The organism is Exiguobacterium abrahamii, assembly GCF_015645365.1.
GTDB classification, from domain to species: domain Bacteria; phylum Bacillota; class Bacilli; order Exiguobacteriales; family Exiguobacteriaceae; genus Exiguobacterium_A; species Exiguobacterium_A abrahamii.
This window is the reverse complement of record NZ_JADOYC010000001.1, coordinates 1,248,656-1,271,870: the sequence shown is the minus strand read 5'-3', so window position 1 is coordinate 1,271,870 and position 23,215 is coordinate 1,248,656. Positions and strand designations below refer to the sequence as shown.

General features: G+C 49.5%; 28 protein-coding genes and 1 riboswitch. Of the genes, 13 read left to right on the top strand and 15 right to left on the bottom strand.

What is annotated here, in order from left to right:
- Nucleotides 1-6: 6 nt before the first annotated feature.
- The 6 genes from ITJ88_RS06515 (at nt 7) to ITJ88_RS06490 (ending at nt 6,700) form a co-directional block, all read left to right on the top strand.
- Nucleotides 7-1,530, top strand: a complete 1,524-nt coding sequence (locus ITJ88_RS06515; RefSeq protein ID WP_195865037.1) for a GNAT family N-acetyltransferase — start codon at nt 7-9, stop codon at nt 1,528-1,530.
- A gap of 317 nt (nt 1,531-1,847) precedes the next feature.
- Nucleotides 1,848-2,525, top strand: coding sequence for a 50S ribosomal protein L25/general stress protein Ctc (locus tag ITJ88_RS06510; RefSeq protein ID WP_195865036.1), 678 nt, complete (start codon nt 1,848-1,850; stop codon nt 2,523-2,525).
- A gap of 96 nt (nt 2,526-2,621) precedes the next feature.
- A riboswitch (TPP riboswitch) is annotated at nt 2,622-2,721 on the top strand.
- Between the two features lie 99 nt (nt 2,722-2,820).
- Entirely contained in the window at nt 2,821-3,393 is a 573-nt protein-coding gene (locus ITJ88_RS06505; protein WP_195865035.1) for an ECF transporter S component, read from the top strand.
- Nucleotides 3,390-4,919: an ABC transporter ATP-binding protein gene (locus ITJ88_RS06500; protein ID WP_230088537.1), complete on the top strand. Its 1,530-nt coding sequence runs from the start codon at nt 3,390-3,392 to the stop codon at nt 4,917-4,919. The genes ITJ88_RS06505 and ITJ88_RS06500 overlap by 4 nt, the downstream gene beginning before the upstream one ends.
- A complete protein-coding gene (locus ITJ88_RS06495; RefSeq protein ID WP_195865034.1) occupies nt 4,891-5,613 on the top strand; it encodes an energy-coupling factor transporter transmembrane component T family protein in 723 nt (240 codons plus the stop codon). Before ITJ88_RS06500 ends, ITJ88_RS06495 begins: the two co-directional genes overlap by 29 nt.
- A gap of 55 nt (nt 5,614-5,668) precedes the next feature.
- Entirely contained in the window at nt 5,669-6,700 is a 1,032-nt protein-coding gene (locus ITJ88_RS06490; RefSeq protein ID WP_195865033.1) for an NAD(P)/FAD-dependent oxidoreductase, read from the top strand.
- Nucleotides 6,701-6,771: 71 nt separating this feature from the next.
- On the opposite strand, the gene ITJ88_RS06485 is transcribed toward ITJ88_RS06490, so the two are convergent.
- Entirely contained in the window at nt 6,772-7,590 is an 819-nt protein-coding gene (locus tag ITJ88_RS06485; protein ID WP_064299866.1) for an alpha/beta fold hydrolase, read from the bottom strand.
- A gap of 154 nt (nt 7,591-7,744) precedes the next feature.
- Here ITJ88_RS06485 and ITJ88_RS06480 point away from each other — a divergent pair, with 154 nt between their 5' ends.
- Both ITJ88_RS06480 and ITJ88_RS06475 read left to right on the top strand, forming a co-directional pair.
- Nucleotides 7,745-9,007 (top strand): hypothetical protein, encoded by a 1,263-nt coding sequence (locus ITJ88_RS06480; protein ID WP_195865032.1) that lies wholly within the window; start codon nt 7,745-7,747, stop codon nt 9,005-9,007.
- Entirely contained in the window at nt 9,004-10,269 is a 1,266-nt protein-coding gene (locus tag ITJ88_RS06475) for a hypothetical protein (protein WP_195865031.1), read from the top strand. Before ITJ88_RS06480 ends, ITJ88_RS06475 begins: the two co-directional genes overlap by 4 nt.
- 1 nt (nt 10,270) lies before the next feature.
- Here ITJ88_RS06475 and ITJ88_RS06470 read toward each other — a convergent pair whose 3' ends face one another.
- The 4 genes from ITJ88_RS06470 to ITJ88_RS06455 form a co-directional block, all read right to left on the bottom strand.
- Entirely contained in the window at nt 10,271-10,507 is a 237-nt protein-coding gene (locus tag ITJ88_RS06470) for a hypothetical protein (RefSeq protein WP_195865030.1), read from the bottom strand.
- 116 nt (nt 10,508-10,623) lie between these two features.
- A complete protein-coding gene (locus ITJ88_RS06465; RefSeq protein WP_058703391.1) occupies nt 10,624-10,953 on the bottom strand; it encodes an antibiotic biosynthesis monooxygenase in 330 nt (109 codons plus the stop codon).
- 32 nt (nt 10,954-10,985) lie between these two features.
- A complete protein-coding gene (locus ITJ88_RS06460) occupies nt 10,986-11,609 on the bottom strand; it encodes a hypothetical protein (protein WP_195865029.1) in 624 nt (207 codons plus the stop codon).
- Entirely contained in the window at nt 11,609-12,037 is a 429-nt protein-coding gene (locus ITJ88_RS06455) for a GNAT family N-acetyltransferase (RefSeq protein WP_195865028.1), read from the bottom strand. Before ITJ88_RS06455 ends, ITJ88_RS06460 begins: the two co-directional genes overlap by 1 nt.
- A 45-nt stretch (nt 12,038-12,082) precedes the next feature.
- Here ITJ88_RS06455 and ITJ88_RS06450 point away from each other — a divergent pair, with 45 nt between their 5' ends.
- A complete protein-coding gene (locus ITJ88_RS06450; protein ID WP_195865027.1) occupies nt 12,083-12,643 on the top strand; it encodes a hypothetical protein in 561 nt (186 codons plus the stop codon).
- Complete coding sequence (locus ITJ88_RS16460; RefSeq protein WP_195865026.1) at nt 12,567-12,869, top strand: pentapeptide repeat-containing protein; 303 nt, start codon at nt 12,567-12,569, stop codon at nt 12,867-12,869. Before ITJ88_RS06450 ends, ITJ88_RS16460 begins: the two co-directional genes overlap by 77 nt.
- A 67-nt stretch (nt 12,870-12,936) precedes the next feature.
- Here ITJ88_RS16460 and ITJ88_RS06440 read toward each other — a convergent pair whose 3' ends face one another.
- Nucleotides 12,937-13,728, bottom strand: a complete 792-nt coding sequence (locus ITJ88_RS06440) for a nucleotidyltransferase domain-containing protein (RefSeq protein WP_370567768.1) — start codon at nt 13,726-13,728, stop codon at nt 12,937-12,939.
- Nucleotides 13,649-14,122, bottom strand: coding sequence for a hypothetical protein (locus ITJ88_RS06435; protein WP_195865025.1), 474 nt, complete (start codon nt 14,120-14,122; stop codon nt 13,649-13,651). The genes ITJ88_RS06440 and ITJ88_RS06435 overlap by 80 nt, the downstream gene beginning before the upstream one ends.
- Nucleotides 14,123-14,321: 199 nt before the next feature.
- On the opposite strand from ITJ88_RS06435, the gene ITJ88_RS06430 reads away from it, so the two are divergent.
- Nucleotides 14,322-14,888, top strand: a complete 567-nt coding sequence (locus ITJ88_RS06430; protein WP_195865024.1) for a recombinase family protein — start codon at nt 14,322-14,324, stop codon at nt 14,886-14,888.
- Nucleotides 14,889-14,913: 25 nt separating this feature from the next.
- On the opposite strand, the gene ITJ88_RS06425 is transcribed toward ITJ88_RS06430, so the two are convergent.
- Entirely contained in the window at nt 14,914-15,321 is a 408-nt protein-coding gene (locus ITJ88_RS06425; protein WP_195865023.1) for a hypothetical protein, read from the bottom strand.
- Nucleotides 15,322-15,466: 145 nt separating this feature from the next.
- Here ITJ88_RS06425 and ITJ88_RS06420 point away from each other — a divergent pair, with 145 nt between their 5' ends.
- Nucleotides 15,467-15,850, top strand: coding sequence for a hypothetical protein (locus ITJ88_RS06420; protein ID WP_195865022.1), 384 nt, complete (start codon nt 15,467-15,469; stop codon nt 15,848-15,850).
- A 17-nt stretch (nt 15,851-15,867) separates the two neighbouring features.
- On the opposite strand, the gene ITJ88_RS06415 is transcribed toward ITJ88_RS06420, so the two are convergent.
- Complete coding sequence (locus ITJ88_RS06415; protein ID WP_195865021.1) at nt 15,868-16,395, bottom strand: hypothetical protein; 528 nt, start codon at nt 16,393-16,395, stop codon at nt 15,868-15,870.
- Nucleotides 16,396-16,505: 110 nt separating this feature from the next.
- Here ITJ88_RS06415 and ITJ88_RS06410 point away from each other — a divergent pair, with 110 nt between their 5' ends.
- The gene (locus ITJ88_RS06410) at nt 16,506-17,105 is read left to right on the top strand and encodes a TetR/AcrR family transcriptional regulator (protein WP_195865020.1); all 600 of its coding nucleotides are present in this window, start codon (nt 16,506-16,508) and stop codon (nt 17,103-17,105) included.
- Nucleotides 17,106-17,145: 40 nt separating this feature from the next.
- Here the strand turns inward: ITJ88_RS06410 and ITJ88_RS06405 are convergent, their stop codons facing one another.
- From ITJ88_RS06405 to nikA, 6 genes are all read right to left on the bottom strand, one after another.
- A complete protein-coding gene (locus ITJ88_RS06405) occupies nt 17,146-18,435 on the bottom strand; it encodes an MATE family efflux transporter (RefSeq protein WP_195865019.1) in 1,290 nt (429 codons plus the stop codon).
- On the bottom strand, nt 18,429-19,166 hold the full coding sequence (locus ITJ88_RS06400; RefSeq protein WP_195865018.1) for an ABC transporter ATP-binding protein: 738 nt from the start codon (nt 19,164-19,166) through the stop codon (nt 18,429-18,431). Before ITJ88_RS06400 ends, ITJ88_RS06405 begins: the two co-directional genes overlap by 7 nt.
- Nucleotides 19,145-19,891 carry an ATP-binding cassette domain-containing protein gene (locus tag ITJ88_RS06395; RefSeq protein ID WP_195865017.1) on the bottom strand — a complete coding sequence of 249 codons (747 nt, stop codon included), beginning with the start codon at nt 19,889-19,891 and terminating at the stop codon, nt 19,145-19,147. The genes ITJ88_RS06400 and ITJ88_RS06395 overlap by 22 nt, the downstream gene beginning before the upstream one ends.
- Nucleotides 19,839-20,489: an ABC transporter permease gene (locus tag ITJ88_RS06390; protein ID WP_195865016.1), complete on the bottom strand. Its 651-nt coding sequence runs from the start codon at nt 20,487-20,489 to the stop codon at nt 19,839-19,841. The genes ITJ88_RS06395 and ITJ88_RS06390 overlap by 53 nt, the downstream gene beginning before the upstream one ends.
- 173 nt (nt 20,490-20,662) lie before the next feature.
- A complete protein-coding gene (locus ITJ88_RS06385; protein WP_195865015.1) occupies nt 20,663-21,598 on the bottom strand; it encodes an ABC transporter permease in 936 nt (311 codons plus the stop codon).
- Nucleotides 21,598-23,115, bottom strand: a complete 1,518-nt coding sequence (gene nikA / locus ITJ88_RS06380; protein ID WP_195865014.1) for a nickel ABC transporter substrate-binding protein — start codon at nt 23,113-23,115, stop codon at nt 21,598-21,600. The genes ITJ88_RS06385 and nikA overlap by 1 nt, the downstream gene beginning before the upstream one ends.
- Between the last annotated feature and the right edge of the window lie 100 nt (nt 23,116-23,215).

The following is a 23,215-nucleotide window of genomic DNA, read 5'->3' as shown; positions in this document are numbered from 1 at the left end:
CGTCTCATGATCGACTTTTCCATTGCCACCGCTTCGGACGCGGAAGCAATCCATGAACTGAACTACCTCACCTTCACGGAAGAGATTCCGCAACATCAACCGAACACCGAACGGAAACGGATTGACCGGTTTCATGATCAAAATACCTATCTGATCGGCAAGGAAGACGATCGACTCGTCGCGATGATTGCTATTCGAAAGCATCGTCCTTTTTCGCTTGAAGAAAAGGGTGTGATGTTAGATGAGACACTGACGGACCCAGCGGAAATCCGTTTACTCAGCGTTCGTCCCGAATACCGCAATAGTCGTACGTTCATGCAATTGATGCGCTTTTTGATGGTCTACTTGGAACGGGAAACGATTGATCATGTCTATATCAGTGGTACGACGCGGGAAGCTAAACTATATGCGCGGTTCGGCTTCACACCAATCGCAGCGACGCTCGGTAGTGGCGATGCCCAGTTCGTACCGATGTTGTTGTCACGCGCAACATACGAACGGTCCGTCATCGCGGACGTTTTACGTCCTCTGCATTTTCTAGCCGGTCCGGTCGAGGTTGCACCAACAGTCCGCCAAGCGGCGCAACAAGCACCGCGCCCGCATCGGACGGCATCGATGCGTCAGCTCGATCAAAATTTACGGGACCGAATGTGTCAGTTGCTGGATTTGACACATGTCTCGATGGCTGTCGGCAGTGGTACGCTCGCCAACGATATCGTCGCACAACAACTGAGTGGACATGGGTTGATCCTAAACGGTGGTGAGTTCGGTCAACGCTTGATCGATCACGCGGCACGGGCTGGAAAGTCCTTTGATGTCCACTCGCTTCCACCCGGTCACCCGATCGACTTGGAACAACTCGCGAGTCAACTGCATCAAACGGAATACGACTGGATCTGGTTGACACATTGTGAGACGTCTACGGGCGTTCTCTACGATCTCGATGCGGTAAAAGCACTGCTGGATCAACAAACCGCACTCATCGTCGATGCGATCAGCGCCGTCGGAACCGGGCGTTTCTCGTATGCCGGCTGCAGATTCGTCACGACCGTCTCCGGAAAAGCAATTGGTGGTTTACCGGGTCTTGCGTTCATCGGTCACGTAGATCGCGTCCTACCTTCTCCACGTATTCCACGTTATCTGGATCTCGGACTTTATGCGGAAGGCGTCGCCTTTTCCGGCTCATCGAACTTGTTGCTGGCTTGTCAGGCAGCGCTCGATGCCCTTGATCTCGATCAAGCCGCCATCAAGATGACTTATCTCGAACAGGCCGTTCGCGCGACTGGTTTTAACCTGCTTGCGACGCAAGAAGCACAAGCGCCGGGAATTCTGACGATCGTCCATCCGTCGGCAACCACTTTAGGAGACGCTCTCCGGATCCAGGGCTATCACGTCCAGTATGAAAGCGACTATCTCGTCCATAATCAATGGCTCCAAATTTCAACGATGGGACATACGACGATGCGGCACATCGAACGTCTCATCCGTGTATTAGTCCGTGAAAACCAACGCATCACCGTAAAAAAATGAAAAAAACGAAAGACCTCTTAACCCTTGATTTCAAGCGGTTTGGAGGTCTTTCGACTTTAAAAAATAAAAAATAGAGGTTTAAGGATTTAAAACATAGGGGTATAAACTCACTAGCACCGCATCAAACGGTGACTTACTCACACATGTTTCTCAATATCAGCGTAATGACCTGGGAGAGAAATGCAAAGTCACGAAAGCGTCAGATTCAAAAGAGTCTGAAACCGATTGTCTTAGCATATTTAAATTGTTCAGGACTTGTCCTGCTCCTACATTCATTACCTTTTGAGGGCTATACCAAATTCAAGGGGGAAATGAACATGTCAGTTAAATTAACAGCCGAAAAACGTGAGGTACGTCCACGCTCACTCCGTAAACAATTACGTCATGAAGGAAAAGCTCTTGGTGTCGTGTATGGTTACAAAGTGGAAAGTACACCGATCGCATTTGAAGAAAAAGAATTGCTTAAAATCGTTCGAGAAAACGGTGAGAACGTCTTGATTTCACTGAAACTCGACGGTAAAAATATTAACGTCTTGATCAACCGTCGTGATATGGATGTCTTCACACCAACTGTCGATCACGTTGAATTCATCGCCGTTAAAATGGATGAAGAGACAGAAGTCGAAGCAGACGTCGTACTCGTTGGTGAAGCAGCTGGCGCTAAAGTCGGCGGATTCCTGTCACAGACACTCTTTAAAGTAACAGTCGCAGCAACACCAGATAAATTACCAGAGAACGTCGAAATCGACGTCACGAACCTCGAAATCGGCGATTCGATTTCTGTAGCTGATCTTCCGGAACAAAAAGATTTCCGTATCGTCACAGAAGGCGACATTCAAGTCGCAGCTGTCGTCGAATCTACACTCGAGCAGGATCTTGAGGAAATCGAAGAAGCAGAAGCTGAGGCGCAAGCGGAAGCTGGTGAAGACAACGAAGCGGAAGCTACGGAAGAGTCTTCAGAAGAAGCAAAAGAAGAGAACGAAGATAACAAATAAGTCGTTTAACGATACGCCCTTTGTGGCGTATCGTTTTTTTTGTGTCTTGACAATAGACAGAAGATTGCCTAAAGTGAACAGCGTATCATCTATTACCATATCCACTAGGGGAGCCCATTTGGCTGAGACGATTCACTTCGGACCCTTCGAACCTGATCTAGTTCATACTAGCGTAGGAAAGTGGAGCGATCACATCCAATGACTCCTGCTGCGCGCAGTTTTTCTGAGGACCGCTCTCTTTTTACGGAGGGCGGTCTTTTTTGGTGTCTCCCCCACTTAAAGGAGGACGAACACGATGCAACACTGGAAAATGAAAGAAATCATGGTCATGATGATGCTCGCCGTCGCTTGCGGCGTCATCTATCTCGGTTGGTCAACACTCTGGTTACCGATGTCGGCAATCTTCGGACCAGTCGGTGCCAACTGGATGTTTGGGATCTGGATCATCGCGAGCCCGCTCGTCGCGGCAATCATTCAAAAACCAGGTGCCGCCCTCATCGCGGAAATCGTCGCGGCAGCCGTCGAACTGTTCACGGGTAGTCACTTTGGTTTATCGGCTCTACTGATCGGGGTCTGCCAAGGGCTTGGTGCGGAACTCGTCTTTGCGATGACGCGTTATCGCCGTTATGACACCTGGACATTGATGTTATCGGGTGTTGGAGCCGCGATTGGTAGCATCGTCTATAGTCTGATCGCGAACGGATTCGGTTACTACACGACGACGACGTTGCTTGCGACAACTGGCTTACAATTAATTAGTGGCGCATTACTGGGCGGCTTGCTTGCAGCGATTCTCGTCCGTCGCCTTGTTGCGACCGGTGTCTTGAACGGGTTTGCGGCAGGACGTACGAAACGGGAAGTCGCATGATTACTGTCGATGATCTCAGCATCCGCTTCCCCGGTCAGATGAAGTCGGTGCTCGATCATGTATCGCTGACGATCGAGCACGGGACGACCCTTCTGCTCGGACGAAGCGGGAGTGGCAAGACGACACTGCTTCATGCCCTAGCCGGACTGACACCAGAGACGATTGAAGTCGAACAGACGGGAACCGTTACCCGGTCCGGTTCGGTCGGAGTGCTGTTCCAAAACCCAGAAGAACAGTTCTGCATGGAAACGATCGGACGCGAAATCGCTTTTAGCTTAGAAAACCGGTCGATTCCACGCGCAGAGATGGAGGAACGCATTGAACGCTTACTCGCACTTGTTGGTCTCCCTCTCCCCTTCTCGACACCAATCGCGAGTCTATCCGGGGGGATGAAACAACGCCTCGCGCTCGCTGCGGTCCTGGCGCTCGAGCCGACGATCTTATTACTCGATGAACCAACAGCTCAGATTGACCCGATCGGGCAACACGAGCTGATGGCGTTGATCTTTCGGATTCAGAAAGAACATGATTTAACGATCGTCTTGATCGAACACCAACTCGATGTCTGTTTGCCATATGTCGATCAGATCGTCTTACTTGAGGACGGATCGGTGACTGCAACGGCGCATCCGCAGGATTTGTTCCCGCAGGCGTATACAGAGCTTCAATCGAAAGGGATTGCTGTTCCCTCTTTGTATCCGTACACGTTAGAGACGTTACCCATAGATGGACCACAAGCAGCGCGACTTCACGTGCTTCCCTCAGTCGCTACAGCAGGCACTGCCTTGTTACACGTCACTGCATTATCGACGAAAGCCCCTTACCCGCTGACCGATGCGACATTTTCCCTGCAGACAGGAGAATGGGTGATGCTGCTCGGGGCAAACGGCTCCGGGAAAAGTACGTTGCTTGCAACACTCGGTCGGTTGCTCTCGCATCAAGGAACATATCGGTTCCAGGAACGTTCAGCTCAGCGTTACTCCCGGCGACGCTTTTATGAGCACGTCGGCTATGTCTTCCAACAACCGGATCTGCAGTTTCTCAAGCTGACGGTCGAAGCGGAAATTGACTGGAGTCACCGGGAAGCGACGAGTGACGAGCGCACGACGTTGCTCGAACGGCTGGAACTCGCATCCGTCAAACAGCAGTCACCGCTTGCGCTTAGTACGGGGCAACAACGACGGCTCAGCGTCGCGACGATGCTCGGGCAGTCGAAGGATGTGTTGTTGCTCGATGAACCGACGTTCGGACAGGATGGATTGACGACGCGGCGGCTCATGGAACAGTTGTTGACGGAACAACAAAACGGAACGACGCTCGTCATGGCAACACACGATATGGAACTCGTCGCCCGATACGCGGATCGTGTCCTCGTCATGGAGCAAGGTCGTATTGCTTTTGACGGGCGTCCGAGCGAGTTATTCGCTGACGTTCCGTTACTCGAACGCTGTCAGCTGCAACGTCCACTTTCTTACCAATTCCAGGAGGTGAAGCGCAATGCAAACAAACGCGTCACCGTTCGCTAAACTCAATCCTGTCATCAAGGGGAGCGGATTGTTTTTGATCATGTTTGCCTTAATTGCAACGAATGACTGGATCAAGACGTTGGTGTTCCTGAGTTTTGCTATCGCCTTGCTAATTCTCTCCGGATGGGGTCCTGTCGAATTCTTGAAACGGCTCGCACCTTACAGTCTATTATTCTTATTGACGTTCTGGATGATGGCGGCGTTTGGCAAAGGTACGAACACGCTCTGGTCGTTCGGTTGGTTTCATGTCACGTCGGAAAGTGTCGTACATGGCTGGTTACTTGCCTTACGGATGGCGACGTTCGTCTGCTTGAGTTTCGCTTTCGTCACGACGACCGATGCGACCCGGTTCGTGATGAGCTTGATTCACCAGGCAAAGGTGTCGCCTCGCTTCGCGTATGGGTTCCTTGCCGGAATTCGCTTTTTGCCGCAACTGGTCGAAGAAGTCCGAGTCTTGCGGCAAGTACGGATGATTCGAAACGTGCACAGTCGCTTTCCTGGTGATGCGTTACTATCGATCGGCTTACCGCTCTTCTCGCGATCGATCCAGCGGGCAGAACGGATGGCAATCGCCATGGAAGCCCGTCATTTTTCAGCGGAACGGACATATTATGAAGTGCCAGTCGTTCAGCGCGAGGATATGATCTACCTCGGGGTCATCCTCCTGTTCATCAGTCTTGTCTTTTGGTTATGATTACCGCCACCCGTATCCGGGTACATTCTAGCAAGACAGATTGAAGGAGAACAACATGAAACGAATCCTCTTGATTGGTGCAGGACACGCTCACCTGCATTGCATTACACACGGACCGACAGAAGACGTCGAGTGGCTGATTTTAAGCGCCTCGACGTACCAATATTACTCGGGCATGTACTCCGGACTTGCTGACGGAACATACGACATTGATGAGATCCGTATCGACGTCGCCGCCTTATGTCGCGCCTATGATAAACAATTCATCGAGGAGACCGTCATCAAAATCGACCCCGTTGAAAAAGTCGTCTTCGGTGCATCCGGCAGACACTATACCTATGACGTCGTCTCGACGAATATCGGCTCGTTCGATTGGTCGGAAGATACGACACGATTATCGATCAAACCGAACTACCGGTTACCGGATACATTAAAGCGTCTGCAACAAGCAAAGCGTCCAGTCTTGATTGGAAGCGGTGCAGCGGCCGTCGAGATGGCGGCGTCCTTGAAAGTGGCGGATGTGCCGATTACACTGATCACGGATCCAGAGTTACTTTCAGGGCACCCTGCAGCGGAAGCGATTGCGAGACGGTTAAAAGAACTCGATGTATATTGGATCCGGGAACGTCCAATAGATGATGAACCACTACTCCGCTTCAAGCATCACCCACCAATCGAGTCAGATGCGATCATCCGCTTGACGGGTGCGAAAGCACCTGTATTGTTTGCAGACAGTAAGCTCTTCACGGAAGACGGGTTCCTACTCGTCAATGAGCAGTTGCAAGCGCTCAATCATCCAAGTCTGTTTGCTGCGGGTGACGCGGCGACCCTCGTCGCTTATCCCGATATTCCAAAGAACGGCGTCACAGCTGTCCGGCAAGCACCGATCTTACTGGAAAACCTCTTGCGGTACGTCCAGGAAGAGGCACTGAAAACGTATCGTCCGCAAACGAACTACTTGACGATTTTATCGATGGGACCACGTCATGCGGTTTCCCTGTATGGTAAATCGTACTCAACTAATCGACTTGGTTGGTACCTGAAGCGCTGGATCGATCAACGGTTCATGCGGAAGTATCGTCCTTAAAAGTATGCGCCGGCGCATACTTTTTTTGTACACAAAAACAAGCCATGGACAGGTGTCCATGGCTTGTTGGATTAGACGGTTTGATTTCCTTTAACATACGACAGTAACGTTTCGTTGAACTTCTCTTGTTCATCAAGCAACATACCGTGCCCACTCTCTTCGAAGACTTCAAGTCGTGCATGTGGGATTCCCTTTTGCATTTCTTCCGCGAACTCGAACGGACAGACTTGGTCTTTTTTACCATGGATGATTAACGTATCGACTTTGATGTTTTCGAGTTTTCCACGCAAGTCCTCATCACGTAAGGCAATTGCTGACTGAATCGTACCGTGGGACGAAGCGGCGATACTAAGTCCATGGAACCATTGTTGAAGTGGTTCTGGATGTTCCTTCGCAAAGAAGATTTCCCCGAATCCTTTAAGCATTGACGGACGATCTTGTTTCGTGTCGGCAATCAACGCATCGACTTCTTCTTTTGTCATCCCGTATGGATAGCCGTCGCGTTGTGTAAAGACAGGGGCTGCGGCTCCAGCGAGGACAAGTTTACTGACTTTTGAATCCCCGTATTGCAAGAGATAGGACAAGGCGATTCCTCCTCCCATCGAGAAGCCAAGCAACGTGACGTTCGTTAATTTCAACTGTTCGATGACTTCATTAATGTCGGACGCCATCGTCTTATAATCGTATCCCGTTGCCGGCGCATCTGATTTGCCATAACCGCGATAATCGATCCCGACGTAACGGTATCCTTCTTCGACGAGCAGATTCTTTTGATACTCGAACATGTTGTTGTTTGCCGGCCAGCCGTGTAAAAAGACGACCGGTTGACCCGACCCGACATCCTCGACGTAAATCTTCGTGCCATCAACTGCTTGAATGAATGTACCCATCATAAAACCCCCATAGTAATAGATTGACCGTGCATGCATCTATTATTCCCGAGTCAAGAGATGTCAAACATCTTGATGTTAAAGTGTTATAGAAAATTCTGTCTATTCTTGAAATTATGGTAAAATATAGTCATTAAGATGAAGGGGGTTTTTCATGAGACGCTATATACATACCGGTATTCTCGCAGGTGCAGTTCTACTTGCAGGATGTGGTAAAGAACAATACTTAGATCTTACATATGACGCCAATTACTGGGGCGGTATTTCGACTACCTTTGATGGGCAAGAGATACCGGATCTCCCGAAAAAACAAATCGCTGCTTTGTTGAAGGTTTGTCAGCAAAAACCTGATATGAAGCGCTTGCCTGATCGGTATGTGCAACACGAAGGATTTGACTTATACTTCCTGCCCCAGAGTGTTCAAGGACGCGAGTTCCAACACGTCCGTTTCCTGTCAGACGAAAAAAAGGACTATCTGGCCTGTCAGCCGATTCGCCACGCAGATTATACGGTTCATCAGATCAAGCGAAGTGATTATCCATTCGTCGATTGGTCAAAACAACCGTTTAAAGCTAAATCGACAGTCATTCGCTTTAAACCTGTTCCAAAAGAAATCACGGATCAACAAAAACAGGAAAACGAAGATCAGAAAGAATTAAAAACGCTCGGACGTTATCTCTTCCCGTCCTATCAACTGTCCTTACCACCGGAAGGTCAATTCATTATTTTTGGAGAAGAAGACGGAAAAGAACGCACATTCTTCGAGACGACCGAGTCGCTGTCCAGATCCGACTTGAATATCTCTTTCCGTCACAGCCCAAAAAACGGGATGCAGTCCGCCATAATTGATCTCACAGTAAGCGGAACACGCGAGGGAAACTCTTCAGTCATTCAAGAGTATGCGCAAGGGCAATCCTACCAGATTGAACGTAAAGAATTACCTGATGTCCTCTCACCCGATCAAATGATTCACTTTGCTACCGTTCAAAAACTAGAAAAAGATAAAGTTGTCCAGGAAACGCCAATCTATATGCGTCTCAATAAGTCATATAAAAAACCTTCAAATTTCAAATATGCTTTTATCAATACAAATCAACCCGGTTATGTCGGTTTCATCCATCAATCACCGAAACAGCTTGTTGATAGCGATTATAAGTTCGTCTCAGCGATTCCTGACAAGCTAGCGAAAAAAATCGCTCAGGAATTAAAAGAGACCGAAGTGATGGAGCCGCAAGGCACAAAACTAAAGCAGAAAAAATTGACGTTGATGCGCGAAGGGAAAAGCCAGATGTTTGAGTTGTATGAACGCAAACGCGCCAAAAAACTTGAAATCTATGTCGTTAAACCAGGATCAAAGAATGGTGCGAAGCTGTCAAGTACGACCAGTGAAGCACTTAGTGAGGTGCTTAATCAATGAACAAACGTTACTGGATCGGACTCACACTCGGTGCAACGCTAGCCTTAAGCGGTTGTCAAAGCGATGCGCCGAATTTCAAATGGGGTTACTTATCGCAAATGTATGACGGAGGGCAATTCAACGAAAAAGAATCTCGCACCTTGTCAGCTAAAGAACGAACTGTCATCCAAAAAACGTGCGCGTCTAAAGTGAGCGATGCACCTACCGATTACGCTGTCGGCGATATCTATTCCGTCATGATGACGAATCCGTTCGAGGATTATGAAGGTCAAACCGTTCGTTACGTGAAAGCTGGAAAAAAGACGTATTTATATTGTCAGACATCGTTTAAAGGCGGGTACTATCCGTTAGCAAAGAAAGACGATGTCTTCAAGAAGACTGCTCTGACTCAACAACGGAAGAACTTTAATGTGAAGCCTACTGTATTAAAAAAAGACGACTGGTTTAATCCTGATGAGAAGATTGCAAATCATTCTGCTCGAACATTAGAACTTCCAGGATCAGGTTACCTCGTCATCGAGGCGACGGATGTCACAAAAAAAGATACACGTACGACGTCTTTCGTATATACGAATTCTTTGACACCGTTCACCCGTGATGTCGATCTCTATCTCGTCTACAATCAACAATTCGGTTCGACATACGACGTTTCGGTTCGAATACCACAGTTGTATGGTGGACGGCGTGCGGAACACCCGATCCATTCAATGAAACATCCAGGAAAGGTCCGGTTCATTCCGGGTGACGGAACACCCGAGCATTATGGAACGGTCATCGCAACGGAGAAAAACGGACGCGAATTCCGCTACGAATTATCGATTCGACACACGACTGAACAACCAACTGAACTCCAAGAACCGAATCAAACAACAGATGATCTAGTTGTGGATAATGAAGAAATGACGTTGATCCATCAAAGACAGTTCTCGCATGTCCGTTTTGAAGAAGATGATCAAGGAAATCGTATTTCGGAGAAAGGTCTCGATTGGGACCATATGATCATGATGACCAGTGATGAATCCGGGAAATTAAAAAAAGCAATCAAGACAAGTGAACAGGCTGACGTACGAGGAAAACGGGCGAAGTGGAAATACTTGACGTTCCGAGATGGAGTGAAAGGACAACAATACGAAGTTTATCTCGATAAGCGTGTCAAAAAGACCGATGTTTATTTAAAAGATCCGAAGCGTGAAGTGTCGATTCACCTATCGGCGACAGGTCGTGACATCCTTCTTCCTTTGTTCGAACAATATGAAAAATGATTCACGCCATGAAGGCGAGATGTTGCAACAAATAAATCAAGGAACACCAGAAGATGAAAGCAATCCCCTCGCGTAACCACTCTTTACGCGTCAACGGTTCACGTAAGAAGGACACGCAAGCGAATAGTAAGACGAAGAAGTAGAGATAAATGAAGCCACCGCTCGTCAAGAAACCAAAGAGCAGGATCATACCACAGAGGACGGACAGGCTAGAGACGACAGGTTTACGATAGACCATGCGGTGTCACCTCGTTTCATCTAGTTTGTTAAAGTATACCCAGATTACGGAAAAACAATCTAATCTATCATTACAAACAACACCCCTGAGAGAAATCTTCTCAGGGGTGTTAGTATTTATTCCACGACGGCACTGTGATCAGCGACGATCGCATATTCCGTAACGGTATTCGACGTCACAAGCGGTTTAACTTCGGACGTTCCGTTATCCCGCTTATGGTGCACGCCTTTGTACGCTTGACTCTCTTGCCATGCATGAAATGCTGCTTGATTCGACCACGTTGTCATGATCGTGACGATGTCTTCTTCTTCCTGACTGATATCAACGAGGACTTGCATCCGGTGGAACCCTTCCATCCGTTCAATTCCTTTCGTCGTCTTAAAACGCGCTGCGACCTGATCTGCCGCACCTTTGACGACATGTAACTGGTTCATGACGATCCACATGTTCTTCTCCCCCTTTTTTCGTCTTCAGTATACTAAAAGTCACGGTTCTTAGAAAATAAGGATGCGTTATCGCTTGATGACGTCAAGCGCTGGATTGTCTCTTTTCCGTCTACACTCGTCGCGATCATCTCAAAATAGAGCGAATGCGGGAAGGCGTCCGGTAACGGTTGGACGGTATGAAAACGTTCCTGACCTGCGACTGATAGTAATCGTCGCATCGGACGAAGTGGTGCTTCCCCATCAGCCGTCGTCTTATAGGGCTCGAACCGGATCGTTTTCATTTGTTTTGAGGCATTCATGCCGTAGGCGACAAGGTATCGACCTTCGTCCGTCGTCAACAAACGACCTTCAAACCAATCCGACTCCCTCGTCTGTTTTGAGCGAATGATTCGGTCGATTCGTTGTGACTCATCGGTTTGTTGCAGGAGCAAAAACAAGCGGTCGTGCTTCGCTTCAAGGTACGCGACGGCATAATGGTCAGATAGTCGTTCGACGAAGTAGACATCACGCGCTTCGACTGGAGTGTTTGTCATCTGTGTATATAACTGGGCGACTTGCTTCGCCGTAAAGGAAACGGTCTCTTGACGTGGATGCATCCCCGTCAGCGTTCCGAGCACGAGACCGAACAATAAGATGAGGAAAAGACGCCGTTTCATCAGTCGACCTGTTTGACGAGCAAATGATAGCTCATCCCTGGTGGATAGTCATCGATTCGTCCGACTTCGACGAATCCCTGTCGCTCATAAAATGGAAGCGCTTGAAACGAGAACGTCTCGACGCGGATTCGCTGAACACCCGCTGCTCGTGCCCATTCTTCCAGTTGACGGAATAACTGAGTACCGAGCCCACTTCCCCGTTCCTCTTCGACGATGAAGAACCATTCAATATGTAACCAGCCCCAGTACATTTCCGCTGAGATGCCGCCGATCGGTTGATCGTCACGCGTCGCAAGTAATGTGACGGCTTGTGTACCATCGGAGCGTTTCGTCGCATGAAGCGGTGAACGCTCGACATTATATTGACGCACTTGTTGTCGAATCCAGTCTTGTCCGTCCTCATTTTCCTTGAGTTGAAATTTCAACATTTACGAATCCCCTTTCTTGTTATAGTAGTAGTGGAGGTGAATCCGATGGAACCTACGTTCCAGATTGATTGTACGAAGTGTTTTGGTTTATGTTGTACCGCACTCGCTTTTTCGAAATCCAGTGATTTTGGTCATGACAAACCGGAAGCAACACCGTGTCGTAATCTTGACGCCGATTACAGCTGTCGCATCCATGACCGGTTACGCGATAGCGGCTACAAAGGCTGTACCGTCTATGATTGTTTCGGTGCCGGACAGCATCTGTCACAGCGGACATTCGAAGGCGATGATGCACCTAAGCGACGCCAAGCGATCTATGCTGCCTTCCCGAAGATGGTTCATTTGTTTGAAATGATGTGGTACATAACCGACGGGAAACGTGATGTCACGCGTGACATTCACGATCAACTCGATGAGACGCTTGCCGCACTGACTCGGTACGCGGCATTACCAGCCGATCAATTTGAACGACTTGACTTGATACCGGTTCGTCAAACCGTCCGACCACTCCTTGAAATGATTGCATCGCGTGTTCAAGCTCAGTATAGCGGAAGACGCGATCAGACACCACGCGACTGGGTCGGAAAAACAGCTACAAGGACGTAATTTCTCAGGTGCCAGTGTTCAGAATCAGTGGTTGCTCGCGACGAACTTGTCACACAGTAACCTGCGCGGGGTCAACTTTCTTGGGGCTGATTTGCGAGACTGTAACGTCAAGGACGCCGATCTGACGGACGCGCTCTTTTTGACACAGGCACAAATCAATGCGGCAATCGGTAATGCCGCGACACAGTTACCGCGTCGCTTACTCCGTCCGTCCCATTGGCGTTAAACAGAAGCGAACGATAAGGAGGTACGTTTTCGGTCGATTGATCCGAAAGCGTACCTCCTTTTGCTTGTTATCGTTTACCGAGCGTAAACCCGTCAAAATAACGCCCGCCGAATGGTGCGAGATAATCGTCGACTAATGCGATCACTTCTCGTCGGTCATCTGATTGATAATACGACTCGAATGCCGTTGTGTGTCGACTGGCATAGTCTTCGTCAAACTCCGCAAGAGCACGAATCGCCCACTTCCCTTGTCCGATATAGCGACGATTGGCACGAAGGACGAACTCGATGCTCTGTTCATATAAACGTGACGCAATCGCTAAACCTTCCGCGCGGTTCGTCACACTCTCGAAGTCGTCGAGCACATGACTTAAAAAATAACGTGCGCGCTCTTGTTCCGAAGTCGTCCACGCGACAGGTCCGTCCGCCAATTGTTGAACGGCTTCCTGACGGATAGATGCAAGTCGCGGATGATCCTCGATCGTCCAGCTGTCAGCAATCATTCGTTGCAGGGACGGGCGACCACGTTCCCGGTCACTCTCGAAAAACGACTGAATCGTCTCAAAGGAATGGACGAATGCTTCGACCGGGACTCCATCATGAATGAACGATTCCCGGTATGCCTGACCTCGACTCACTTCAAAGATGATCACATCGACATCTGATTGAGCGGTCGCTTGCCCTCGCGTATGACTGCCGGCAAGTAAAATGGCACAGTGATCCGGGTAACGTGACGCAACGAGCGGCATGATCCAGTCGCACCACTCAAGGCGAGTCCACTCAGTCTTCAATTTGTTCACCAATTCCGGAGAAAACAGCCAGTTCGTCACCCGGTACAGCAACGATTGTTGCGTCGGCACGGTGTGGCGCGAGACCAATATCGATCGCCCACGATTCATAATATGTATCCGATCCGTTCAAGACGAGCGTTTGTCCGTTGCTAAACGTTAGGAATAAGTGGGGTGCCGTCTTTCCGATCCGGACACCGGTGATGCGTTCTGCGTGAAGTGAGACGATCAAGTGTAACATCTCTTCCTTCGTCGCATGGCGGACGACCCAGTCCTGTGTCGTCTCGACATCGCCGTAAAACAGACGATCCGTCTCGATCCGAAGTCGTAGTTCAGGCGCAGTCGTATCGAACAAATTGATGAATTCGAGTGTGACGTAGCCTGCGACATGGACCGTCGCTAACTGTGTGCCGATGAAATAGGTCGTCAAAAGCTGACGGGCGAGTTGATGATCTTCTTTGTTCATGATGAGCACCTCATTTAAAAAGAATGAATGGTATCGGGATGAGTCCGAGAAACTTACTTCCACTCAATTTACCACAAATTAGTCGATACGAACATGAGAAGAAAGGCATGTTTTCGGTTTTCTGCGGCACGGAGGTGAGAATACGGTATACTGATGAGGAACTGACGTCGATCGTGATCGACAGAGAGGAGCTCCATCCATGCAATATTTCTACATGAGACCCTATCCGGATGATCCAGACTGTTCTATGCAACAAGCGGAAGCCGACCAGATGAATGTAACGACACGTGTCATCGAGACGCATGATTCAGCGAAACGACGGACGGAATTAGAACAGATGCTCGAAACCCTTCAGGCGGGAGACGAAGTCATCGTCACGCACCTTTATGTCTTAGCCGACTCAACGCGGCACTTGATCGAGATGCTCGAGCAGATGGAGACACGCGGTGCGACGCTGTGGTCACTCCGCGAACAGATTCGGACGAGCGAGCGTGCCTCGTTGTCGTTTCTTGAGACGGCACGCCACCTCGTTCAGTTGCAAAGTGATGTCATCAGCATGTCGACGCGTGCCGGACTCTCAAAAGCAAAAGAACAAGGAAAGCAGACCGGTCGACCGCGGAAGCCGGATGAAAATGTCCGCCGCGCGATCGCGATGTATCAAAGTAAAAACTATTCGCTCGCTGATATCCGCGAACAGACCGGTATTAGTAAAAGTACGTTGTACCGATATCTCGAAAGCGAGACAATCGATACAGATAAAGGCTGATTCCATGATGGAGTCAGCCTTTTTTTCAGCTATTTTGCTTTAAGGTGTTGCCGAGCCATTTTTGGAGGGCTTTTCCGCCTTCATAGAACGAGCAATCTCGTAATTCATACGTATGACCGCCTTGTTCGATCAAGTCGAGGAACGTATTCCCGACGTCCCGGTTTTCCCATTTCCGCTGATCCGTCAAATACTTGAAACCGAAGTTACATTCGACGTTGAAGATGATGTGGAACGGTTCCTTGAACGATTGGACGGCACGAATCATCTCGATTAAGATCATCCGTTTCGGTGATGACGCTTCAAACGTATCGAACAGTGTCGTCCGGCGTCCGTGAAACTCGATGACGCGGATCGCGCGACCGGTATCCGCTTTAAAATCATAACTCGTCCGGATCGAGACGATGATCTCGCGTTGGTCTGGTTGTACTGACATGGTGTATCGCTTCCTTTCTCTCGGTCGATTATAGCATGGACCTGCTCGATTTTAATAGCTGTCAACGACTCGGTCTCAAGAAGGATTGTCGTAACCTAAAATTTGTCTTATACTAAAATTACCAAATACATAAAGGAGCGTTTTCGTGAAACATCTATTTTCAATACTCCTCTCGGCGAGTCTTTTGTTCACGGGTTGCTACTGCACCCTCGACGAACAAACGGACGAGCCACACTTCAAATCGCGTGCCCGCTCCATTTCCTCGTATCATACCTTCGACATTGAATATGCGAAAGGATTACGGAAGGAGCAAGTCTCGAACCGAACAGTCACCGTGACGGATTCGAACGGTGAGCGGATGCAAACGGAGATTGAAGTCCTTGACGGCAAAGAGATCCGAATCAAACCGCCTCGCACGGGATACAAAAAAGGACGCCGCTACATCATCCACATTCGGGATTCGATCGACGCCCGCAAACAAGTCCATACGAATACGATTCGGGAACGAACCTTCACTGTCGACCGCTGACAGACAAGGTTCGTTTTTCATTTGGATCGTGCCGGAAAAACTGTATAACTCATTGAGATGACCCCATCGATCACGAGGACGAGTCCCCACAATTGTAACGTCCGTAAGAGACTCTCCGTCTGCTCAGCATCTCCCAGCCACAAAATCATCGCTCCGAGTAACGCCCCACCAATCAAAAAGGCCAGCACGTGCCGATAGAACCCGTTGCGCTCTTTACGTGCCTTTGAAATTCGCTCCCGTGATACTTGTTCTCTCAGGATGAACCGGCGATACATCCCGTCCGCCCAGGCAATCATCTGCTTCCCGAAAGCGAGTGAGACACCGATATAGATCGCAGCAAGTCCGTGCGCGAGCGTTGCAGTACTGCCGCGACTTAAATCAAACACTGTTAAGAGCAGTAAGACGATATCAATGACCGGCGACATCGCCATCAATCGAAAACCGAGTCTTTCGCGCCTGAATCCATAACGCACGATTAGTCCGGCGACGATGAATACCCAAAATAAAATCTCACAACAGACAATTGCCCACGCGACGAGTTGCATATCAATCCTCTCCTTTTTTAATACGACTGTATCATAAAGATAACACCTCTTTCATAGTTTGACTAGTCTTTTTAATACATTCGTGCTAAAAAAGATGATATACTGGAAGTATGCCAAAACAAGTCAATCACGAAGAACGCAAACGCCTCATCGCGGAAGCGACGTGGCGCACGATTTCTCAAGTCGGTATTGAACAAGCCAGTGTCCGGACGATCGCCAAGGAAGCGGGACTCTCGCTGGGTGCCTTAAGGTATTACTTCACGACCCAGGACGAGTTGCTCCGCTTCTCGATGGACCTCGTCCAAGAGCGGGTCCAGGGACGCATCACAACCATTTTCGAGAAAGGAGGAACTCCGGAAGAAACGTTATGTGACGTCTTACTTGAAGTCTTGCCTTATGCACCCGAGCATCAGCTCGAGATGCAGGTCTGGTTTCAATTCATGATGTCCGCGTATACGTCGCATGCGACAGAAAATCCGGATGATATCTACCATATGGTCCAGGTACTGTTGACACGGATCCCGGACGGTACACTCCGAGCGGGTTTAGACATTGCACTTGAGAGTGAACGCCTCGCAGCACTCGTTGACGGGTTAGCCTTTCATGCTCTGTTTCGACCGGAACGATTACCCAAAGAACGTCTGCGTCATGTGCTCGTCCATCACTTGAACGCCCTTTTCGTCCGTCCCTTAGCGATCGACGACAAATAACCCGCTGTTCCCTTTACGCACGAGGGAAACAGCGGGTTTTTCATCGTCTTGCTTCTACGAGAATCAACGAGACGGAGCGAATCAAGAAGAACGTCAAAAACGCTGCCCAGACACCCTGATTTCCAAAAGCCGGTGTCAGCAGGAGGACGACCGCAAAACCAATGCCTGCTTGAATCATCGAATTTCGGACGGGTGTTGCTTCAACCCGCCCGGCAAAGATGCCTTCATAAATCATCGCCCAACCGGCGAGAAGCGGTAGGATGATGATCCAGAAGTAATAATCGCGCGCTGCGTTTAGGATGGCCTCTTCTGAAGTGAACAACTGAAGGAGCGGTGTCTCAAGGAAGAGAAGCACTAGTGACCAGAAGACGACCGAGTAGAATCCGAACGTCCGTGCCAAACGGACACTCGTCCGGTATCCTGCCTGATCCTGATTCCCTCTCGCCCGACCGACCAGAACGGTTGACGCATGACCGAGTCCACCGAACCAGTACGAAATCAAATACTGGATTTGCAGCAGAATCGCGTTGGCTGCGAGGACATCCGGTCCGAACTGTCCACCAGCACGTGTGAACCAGCCGGTGACGAGTAGAAGGAAAATCGTACGAATGAACAAGTCACGATTGACTTGAAAGAATTGACGGTACGCGTGCCACGCCGTCAAGGCACGCCATTCATCACGCGTCATCGCCAAATGACCACGGATTAGGTACAGACTACAGACGACGATGCTGATCTCCGCGATGACGGTCGCAACCGCAATTCCAGCAACTCCGGCATTCAATCCGTAGACGAAACCGATATCGAGAACGACATTGATTCCTGTACTGAACAATTGGACGAACAAGGCGTGCTTGACCTGACCGGTGCCAATCAACCAACCGAGTAACGCATACCCCATCAACACGAACGGTGCGCCAATCATTCGGTATGAGATATACGTTTTGACCGCACCGAGCAAGTCAGCGGGTGGCGCCAGTAAGTACAGTCCGATTTGCTCGAGCGGCTGTCGGAACAACAGGATAAGTAGACCGATACAAGCTGCTAGAAACAACGGTCGGTAAAGGGACGTCCGTAAGGCGTGCCCGTCATTCGCCCCGATGGCTTGGGCGCTGAATCCTGTCGTACTGACTTTTAAGAAACCGAACAACCAGTAGATCGTATTGAAGAAGACGGCTCCGACGGCGATACCGCCGATTGCCCGCGGATCACCGGATTGACCGATGACGACGGTGTCGGTCACACCGAGCAAGGGTGTCGCAATACTTGAGAGAATCAGCGGATACGCGAGTAACCAGTACGTTTTGTGCGTCGGTTGTGCGTTCACCATGTTCCGGCCTCGACGAATCGTTGAGTATACGCACCACCTGATTCCAATCGATCAATCAAATCAACAACACGACCGTCACGTAAGACGAGTGTTTTTGAACAGAGACGCCGGATGAAGTCGATATCATGCGAGATCAATACAAAACTGACACCGAGTGTCTGCTGCAGGCGTTTTAGTAGCTCGATGATCTGTGCGCGAGAGACAACATCAAGCCCGGTCGTCGGCTCATCCATCACGATGATATCGGGTTCAATCGAAATCGCGCGGGCAATCGCGGCACGCTGAATTTGTCCACCACTCAATTGATGGGGCAATCGATCGAATAACTGTTCCTCGACCCCGACCGCAAGTGCGAGGGCAGTCATAAGATCCTCTTCTGACGTCGCTGGAAAATGCCGCAAGATCGGACGATGCTGACGAAACGGTTCAAGAATCGATTCCCGCACCGTCCATTCTGGATTAAAGGAAGCGAGAGGATGTTGAAAGACGGCTTGAATAGCTCGTCGCTCGTTTCGTTGCCCACTCGGAAATGCCTTTCCATGTAAGGAAATCAAACCATGTGTAGGTTTAAGCAGACCGAGGATCAATCGTCCAAGTGTCGTCTTGCCACTCCCACTTTCCCCGATGATGCCAATCGACGCCTTTTTCCTAACGTGAAACGAGATATTCGACAAGAGGGACTGATCCTTTATCTGATAAGTAAGATCTGTTACGGATAAGACTGGTGACATGAACTCTTCCTTTCTTCCAGTGACGTACGATGTGCCTGCATCAAAGCAAGCGTAAACGGATGACGACTTTGCTTGATCATCTGTGGTGTTCCCGTCTCGATGATTCGTCCATCCTGCATCAAGACGAGTTGCTGACCATAATGTAAGGCAGGTCCTAATTCGTGGGTGACGAACACAATCGTTGCCCCGTACCGGTGTTGGTACTCGGTCAACCAGTCGAGTAAACGACGTGTCAAGACGGGATCGAGTGCCGTCGTTAATTCATCCGCTAAAATCAACCGTGGTTTTAAGGCGACAGCAAACAGGATTGCAAACCGTTGCAATTGTCCACCGCTCAACTCTGCTGGATAACGATCCAACCAGGTCGGGTCCAACCCAAGCGTTCGCAAGACGTCATCGATGTAAGGATGATCGATCTTGCGTCCATGTGCGCGATATGTATCTCGTAACATCTGACGCATCGTCAAAAACGGAAGAAATGCATCGGTATACTGCTGAGGTATGTAACCGATATCAAGACCACGCCGAAGCGGTTCGTCCGAGATGACTTCTCCGCTTGACGACATCCCGTCCGGCAATCGATCCAGTAATCGTTTCAGCAAGAGCGTCTTACCGCTCCCGCTCGCTCCGACGAGACAGATGAATTGATGACCTGGTAGCGATAGATTCACGTCATGCAGAAGGATGTGTTTCGCCCGAACGTGTAAGCTCCGAATCTGAATCATTTACGTGTCCTCCTTTTTTCTTCATCCACCGCGTCCATCCCATCGTCGCGACGACGGTCAAGACGATGCACGCACCTGGCAAAAGCATGAGCCGGGATGCTGAACTGAAATAAGGACGTCCTTCGTTCAACATCGCTCCCCACTCTGGCAGTGGTGCTTGAACACCAAGCCCGATATAAGAGAACGCCGATAAGAATAAGATGACTTTGCCGACATCCAAACTCATTAACACGACAACTTGCCGGATGATAGTCGGAAGGATGTGGCGTCGTAAGATCATTCTATTTGTTAACCCGTTGATGCGTGCCATGCTGATGTATGGCTTTTGCATCGTCTCGGTCACAAGTGTCTCACTTAATCGCGCGTAGGAAATCCATTTGATGAGTAAAATCGCAAAGATCAAACTTTGAGGACTGGCACCAAATAATCCAGCGATGACGAGTGCTAGAACCGTGTCCGGGAAAATCACGAGACCATCTTCTAATCGATGAATCAAGCGCTTGAGACGTCCATCATAAAAACCGGCTAGACAACCAAGACAGGTACCGATGCAGGCTGTGAGCAACACCGTAAGTAGACTGAAACCTAAGGATACCAAACCAGCTAAAAAAAGACGAGCTGCGAAATCTCGTCCTAAACCGTCTGTTCCGAGCCAATGTTCGAATGAAGCAGGCTCAAGTCTTTTCGCTACGTTTGTATTAAACGGATTAACATATACGGTATATGAAATAAATATCAGTATACATCCTCCGAAAATGAGCCATGTTTTTTTCATCTCGTTGTTCCTTTCTGCCAATCTGGTCGTAACGCCCAGTTTAACGACCGGATACCTTGATGCAAGACAAGAATGATGCCTGTCGTCAGCAAGATGTAGCCTTGGATTAGTGGGTAATCGCGTTGTAGAATCGCATCGACCATTAATTTTCCGACACCTGGATACGCGAACAGAACTTCGAGGACGACGACACCCCCGGCAAGACTGCCGAGCGTCAGACCGAACACGGACAGGACCGGTGGCAAACTGCCGCGTAACGCATAACGCCAAAGGATCGTCCGCTCGGATATCCCACGCATCCGTGCCAACTCGATGTACGGTTGATTCAGTTCACGGCGTAGATTCAGTCGAATCAATGGAATATAAACGCTCGCAAGTGGAAAGCCGAGCGATAGAGCCGGGAGGACGAGTGACGTCATCCCTTCCCGTCCCATCACAGGTAACCATCCGAGACGGACGGCAAACAGGTCGACGAGCAACAGACCGATCCAAAAACCGGGCACGGCTGCTCCGCTCATGCTGACAAGGTGCGCGAGACGGACGACGCTTCGGCGCGTCGTCAAGGCGCTACCGATTCCTAGGGGTAAGGCGATCAATAAGGCAACCAAAATCCCACCAAGTGCCAGTTCCGCTGTCACGAGATAACTCTCTAACAACATCTCGATGACCGGTCGCCCCGTCTGTAACGAGTTTCCGAGACGTAAGGTGAGTATGTCTTGCAGCCAACGGACGTACTGGACGAGCAACGGCTGATCGTATCCTAATTCACGGCGCGCGGCCTCGATTTGTTCGGGCGTTGCTGATAATTCATCGATATTCAATAACGTCAAGACCGGATCACCCGGCAGTAACCGTAACAAGACAAAACAACTGAACGTGATGAGTAGAGTGAATAGACTCAGCGATAGCAGTCGTTTGACGATCGAACGCATCAATCGGTCACCTGCAACGTGTTCGTGATCATGTAGTATTCACTCTTTTCCGTTTTCCATCCTTTGACGCGTTTGCTGTCATAAGCGACGAGTGTTGAAGGATGGAGCAAGAAGCTATTGTAGCGTTTCTCGTCGACATATCGCGCGATTTGCTCCGCAAGCCGTGAACGCTCCTCGATCTGAATCGTTTCATTCAACGTCTCGATCTGTTTCGTCAACTTCGGATCCGCGACACGACTGAAGTTCAGTCCCCCGTTCGGATGATAGGTCGCGTTCAAATAATATCCAGCATCCCCACGCGGAGCTGTCAGATTGCTGTACGTCGCGATATCCCAGTCCCGGTTACTTGCCATGTATTCTTCCGGGACATCGATCTGTTTAATCGTGATCGCGAAACCAATCTTTTTCGCGTCATCTTGAATGACTTGAGCGATCAACGGCAGGTCTGGTCGAGCCGCATACGTCAATAACGTCAGTTTTAAAGGATGACCGTCCTTTTGCATCCGTCCGTTTTGTTTGGTATAACCGGCTTGTTTGAGCCATTCCTCAGGCGTCTTCTGCTCTTGTTGCGGGTAATCCGGAGCAAATGGGAATGACGATAGGAACGGACCACGCGCTGGCACCGCATATCCTTGGAGGACGTAATCGACGAGTTGCTTTCGATTGATTAAAGCATCCATTGCCTGTCGGACTTCAAGCGATTGCATCGGACCGTTCGCGACATTCATTGTCAACTGATGGACACGGAACGTATCCGTCGCTTGGACTGTCAATCCTTCAGACTTCAACTGCTTGACACTCTCGATTTCCGGTCGATAGACGATGTCCGCCTGTCCGGCACGCAAAGCGTTCGTCCGTGCGCCAGCATCTTCGTTGAAGACAAAATCAACGGAATCAAGTTTCGCTTGTTCTTGCCAATAGGACTTAAAACGTTTTAACTCGACTTTTGTTCCTGGAGCAAACCGCTCGACTTGGAACGGACCGGTTCCCATCGGTTCCTTCGTCACCCCGCTCGCCTTCGTGTCGATGATTGCTGTGTTCGGATTTACGAGTTCCGAGATGAACTCTGGATATGTCGTCTTCGTTTGAATGAGCAGATCCGGTCCGTCCGTTTTAATCGTCTCGATGTTCAAGGCATTCTTGACACCGGGATTTTCGTCGATTGAGCGTTCGAGAGACGATTTGACGGCTGCCGCATCAAGTTGTTTCCCATTATGGAACGTCACGTCTTCCTGTAAGACGATCCGCCATGTTCGCTTTCCTTCGTAGGACCATTTTTTCGCAAGCCACGGCTTGACCGTCAATCGTTCGTCATCAAGACGGACGAGCGTCTCCGTCACCCCTGCGCGAAGCGGAACATAACTGCTATCGCGATGTGGATCAAGCGATTGTGTCGCAAAGTTATAGACGAACGTCAAATGGTTTTGCTCTTGTGGCGTATCAGAAGCAGCACAACCGGCAAGTGTCAAACCGAGGAAGACACTACCGATAAGGCTCGCAGTTTTATATGTAGACATTGTTCTCCACCTTTAATTCGGAATAATTACGTTTTACATCATATCGTAATGATTCCGATTTAACAAGCGTCTTTTCTATTTCTCTATATTGAATTCGCCA

Bases quoted from the DNA above. Each gene is read 5' to 3' on its own strand.
- ITJ88_RS06515 (WP_195865037.1), top strand. From the start codon at position 7: ATGATCGACTTTTCCATTGCCACCGCTTCGGACGCGGAAGCAATCCAT.
- ITJ88_RS06490 (WP_195865033.1), top strand. From the start codon at position 5,669: ATGAAACGAATCCTCTTGATTGGTGCAGGACACGCTCACCTGCATTGC.
- ITJ88_RS06500 (WP_230088537.1), top strand. From the start codon at position 3,390: ATGATTACTGTCGATGATCTCAGCATCCGCTTCCCCGGTCAGATGAAG.
- ITJ88_RS06475 (WP_195865031.1), top strand. From the start codon at position 9,004: ATGAACAAACGTTACTGGATCGGACTCACACTCGGTGCAACGCTAGCC.
- nikA (WP_195865014.1), bottom strand. From the start codon at position 23,115: ATGTCTACATATAAAACTGCGAGCCTTATCGGTAGTGTCTTCCTCGGT.
- ITJ88_RS06495 (WP_195865034.1), top strand. From the start codon at position 4,891: ATGCAAACAAACGCGTCACCGTTCGCTAAACTCAATCCTGTCATCAAG.
- ITJ88_RS06425 (WP_195865023.1), bottom strand. From the start codon at position 15,321: ATGTCAGTACAACCAGACCAACGCGAGATCATCGTCTCGATCCGGACG.
- ITJ88_RS06510 (WP_195865036.1), top strand. From the start codon at position 1,848: ATGTCAGTTAAATTAACAGCCGAAAAACGTGAGGTACGTCCACGCTCA.
- ITJ88_RS06415 (WP_195865021.1), bottom strand. From the start codon at position 16,395: ATGCAACTCGTCGCGTGGGCAATTGTCTGTTGTGAGATTTTATTTTGG.
- ITJ88_RS06460 (WP_195865029.1), bottom strand. From the start codon at position 11,609: ATGAAACGGCGTCTTTTCCTCATCTTATTGTTCGGTCTCGTGCTCGGA.
- ITJ88_RS06465 (WP_058703391.1), bottom strand. From the start codon at position 10,953: ATGTGGATCGTCATGAACCAGTTACATGTCGTCAAAGGTGCGGCAGAT.
- ITJ88_RS06485 (WP_064299866.1), bottom strand. From the start codon at position 7,590: ATGGGTACATTCATTCAAGCAGTTGATGGCACGAAGATTTACGTCGAG.
- ITJ88_RS06385 (WP_195865015.1), bottom strand. From the start codon at position 21,598: ATGCGTTCGATCGTCAAACGACTGCTATCGCTGAGTCTATTCACTCTA.
- ITJ88_RS06470 (WP_195865030.1), bottom strand. From the start codon at position 10,507: ATGGTCTATCGTAAACCTGTCGTCTCTAGCCTGTCCGTCCTCTGTGGT.
- ITJ88_RS06405 (WP_195865019.1), bottom strand. From the start codon at position 18,435: ATGGTGAACGCACAACCGACGCACAAAACGTACTGGTTACTCGCGTAT.
- ITJ88_RS06455 (WP_195865028.1), bottom strand. From the start codon at position 12,037: ATGTTGAAATTTCAACTCAAGGAAAATGAGGACGGACAAGACTGGATT.
- ITJ88_RS06395 (WP_195865017.1), bottom strand. From the start codon at position 19,891: ATGATTCAGATTCGGAGCTTACACGTTCGGGCGAAACACATCCTTCTG.
- ITJ88_RS06480 (WP_195865032.1), top strand. From the start codon at position 7,745: ATGAGACGCTATATACATACCGGTATTCTCGCAGGTGCAGTTCTACTT.
- ITJ88_RS06410 (WP_195865020.1), top strand. From the start codon at position 16,506: ATGCCAAAACAAGTCAATCACGAAGAACGCAAACGCCTCATCGCGGAA.
- ITJ88_RS06435 (WP_195865025.1), bottom strand. From the start codon at position 14,122: ATGAACAAAGAAGATCATCAACTCGCCCGTCAGCTTTTGACGACCTAT.
- ITJ88_RS06400 (WP_195865018.1), bottom strand. From the start codon at position 19,166: ATGTCACCAGTCTTATCCGTAACAGATCTTACTTATCAGATAAAGGAT.
- ITJ88_RS06505 (WP_195865035.1), top strand. From the start codon at position 2,821: ATGCAACACTGGAAAATGAAAGAAATCATGGTCATGATGATGCTCGCC.
- ITJ88_RS06430 (WP_195865024.1), top strand. From the start codon at position 14,322: ATGCAATATTTCTACATGAGACCCTATCCGGATGATCCAGACTGTTCT.
- ITJ88_RS06450 (WP_195865027.1), top strand. From the start codon at position 12,083: ATGGAACCTACGTTCCAGATTGATTGTACGAAGTGTTTTGGTTTATGT.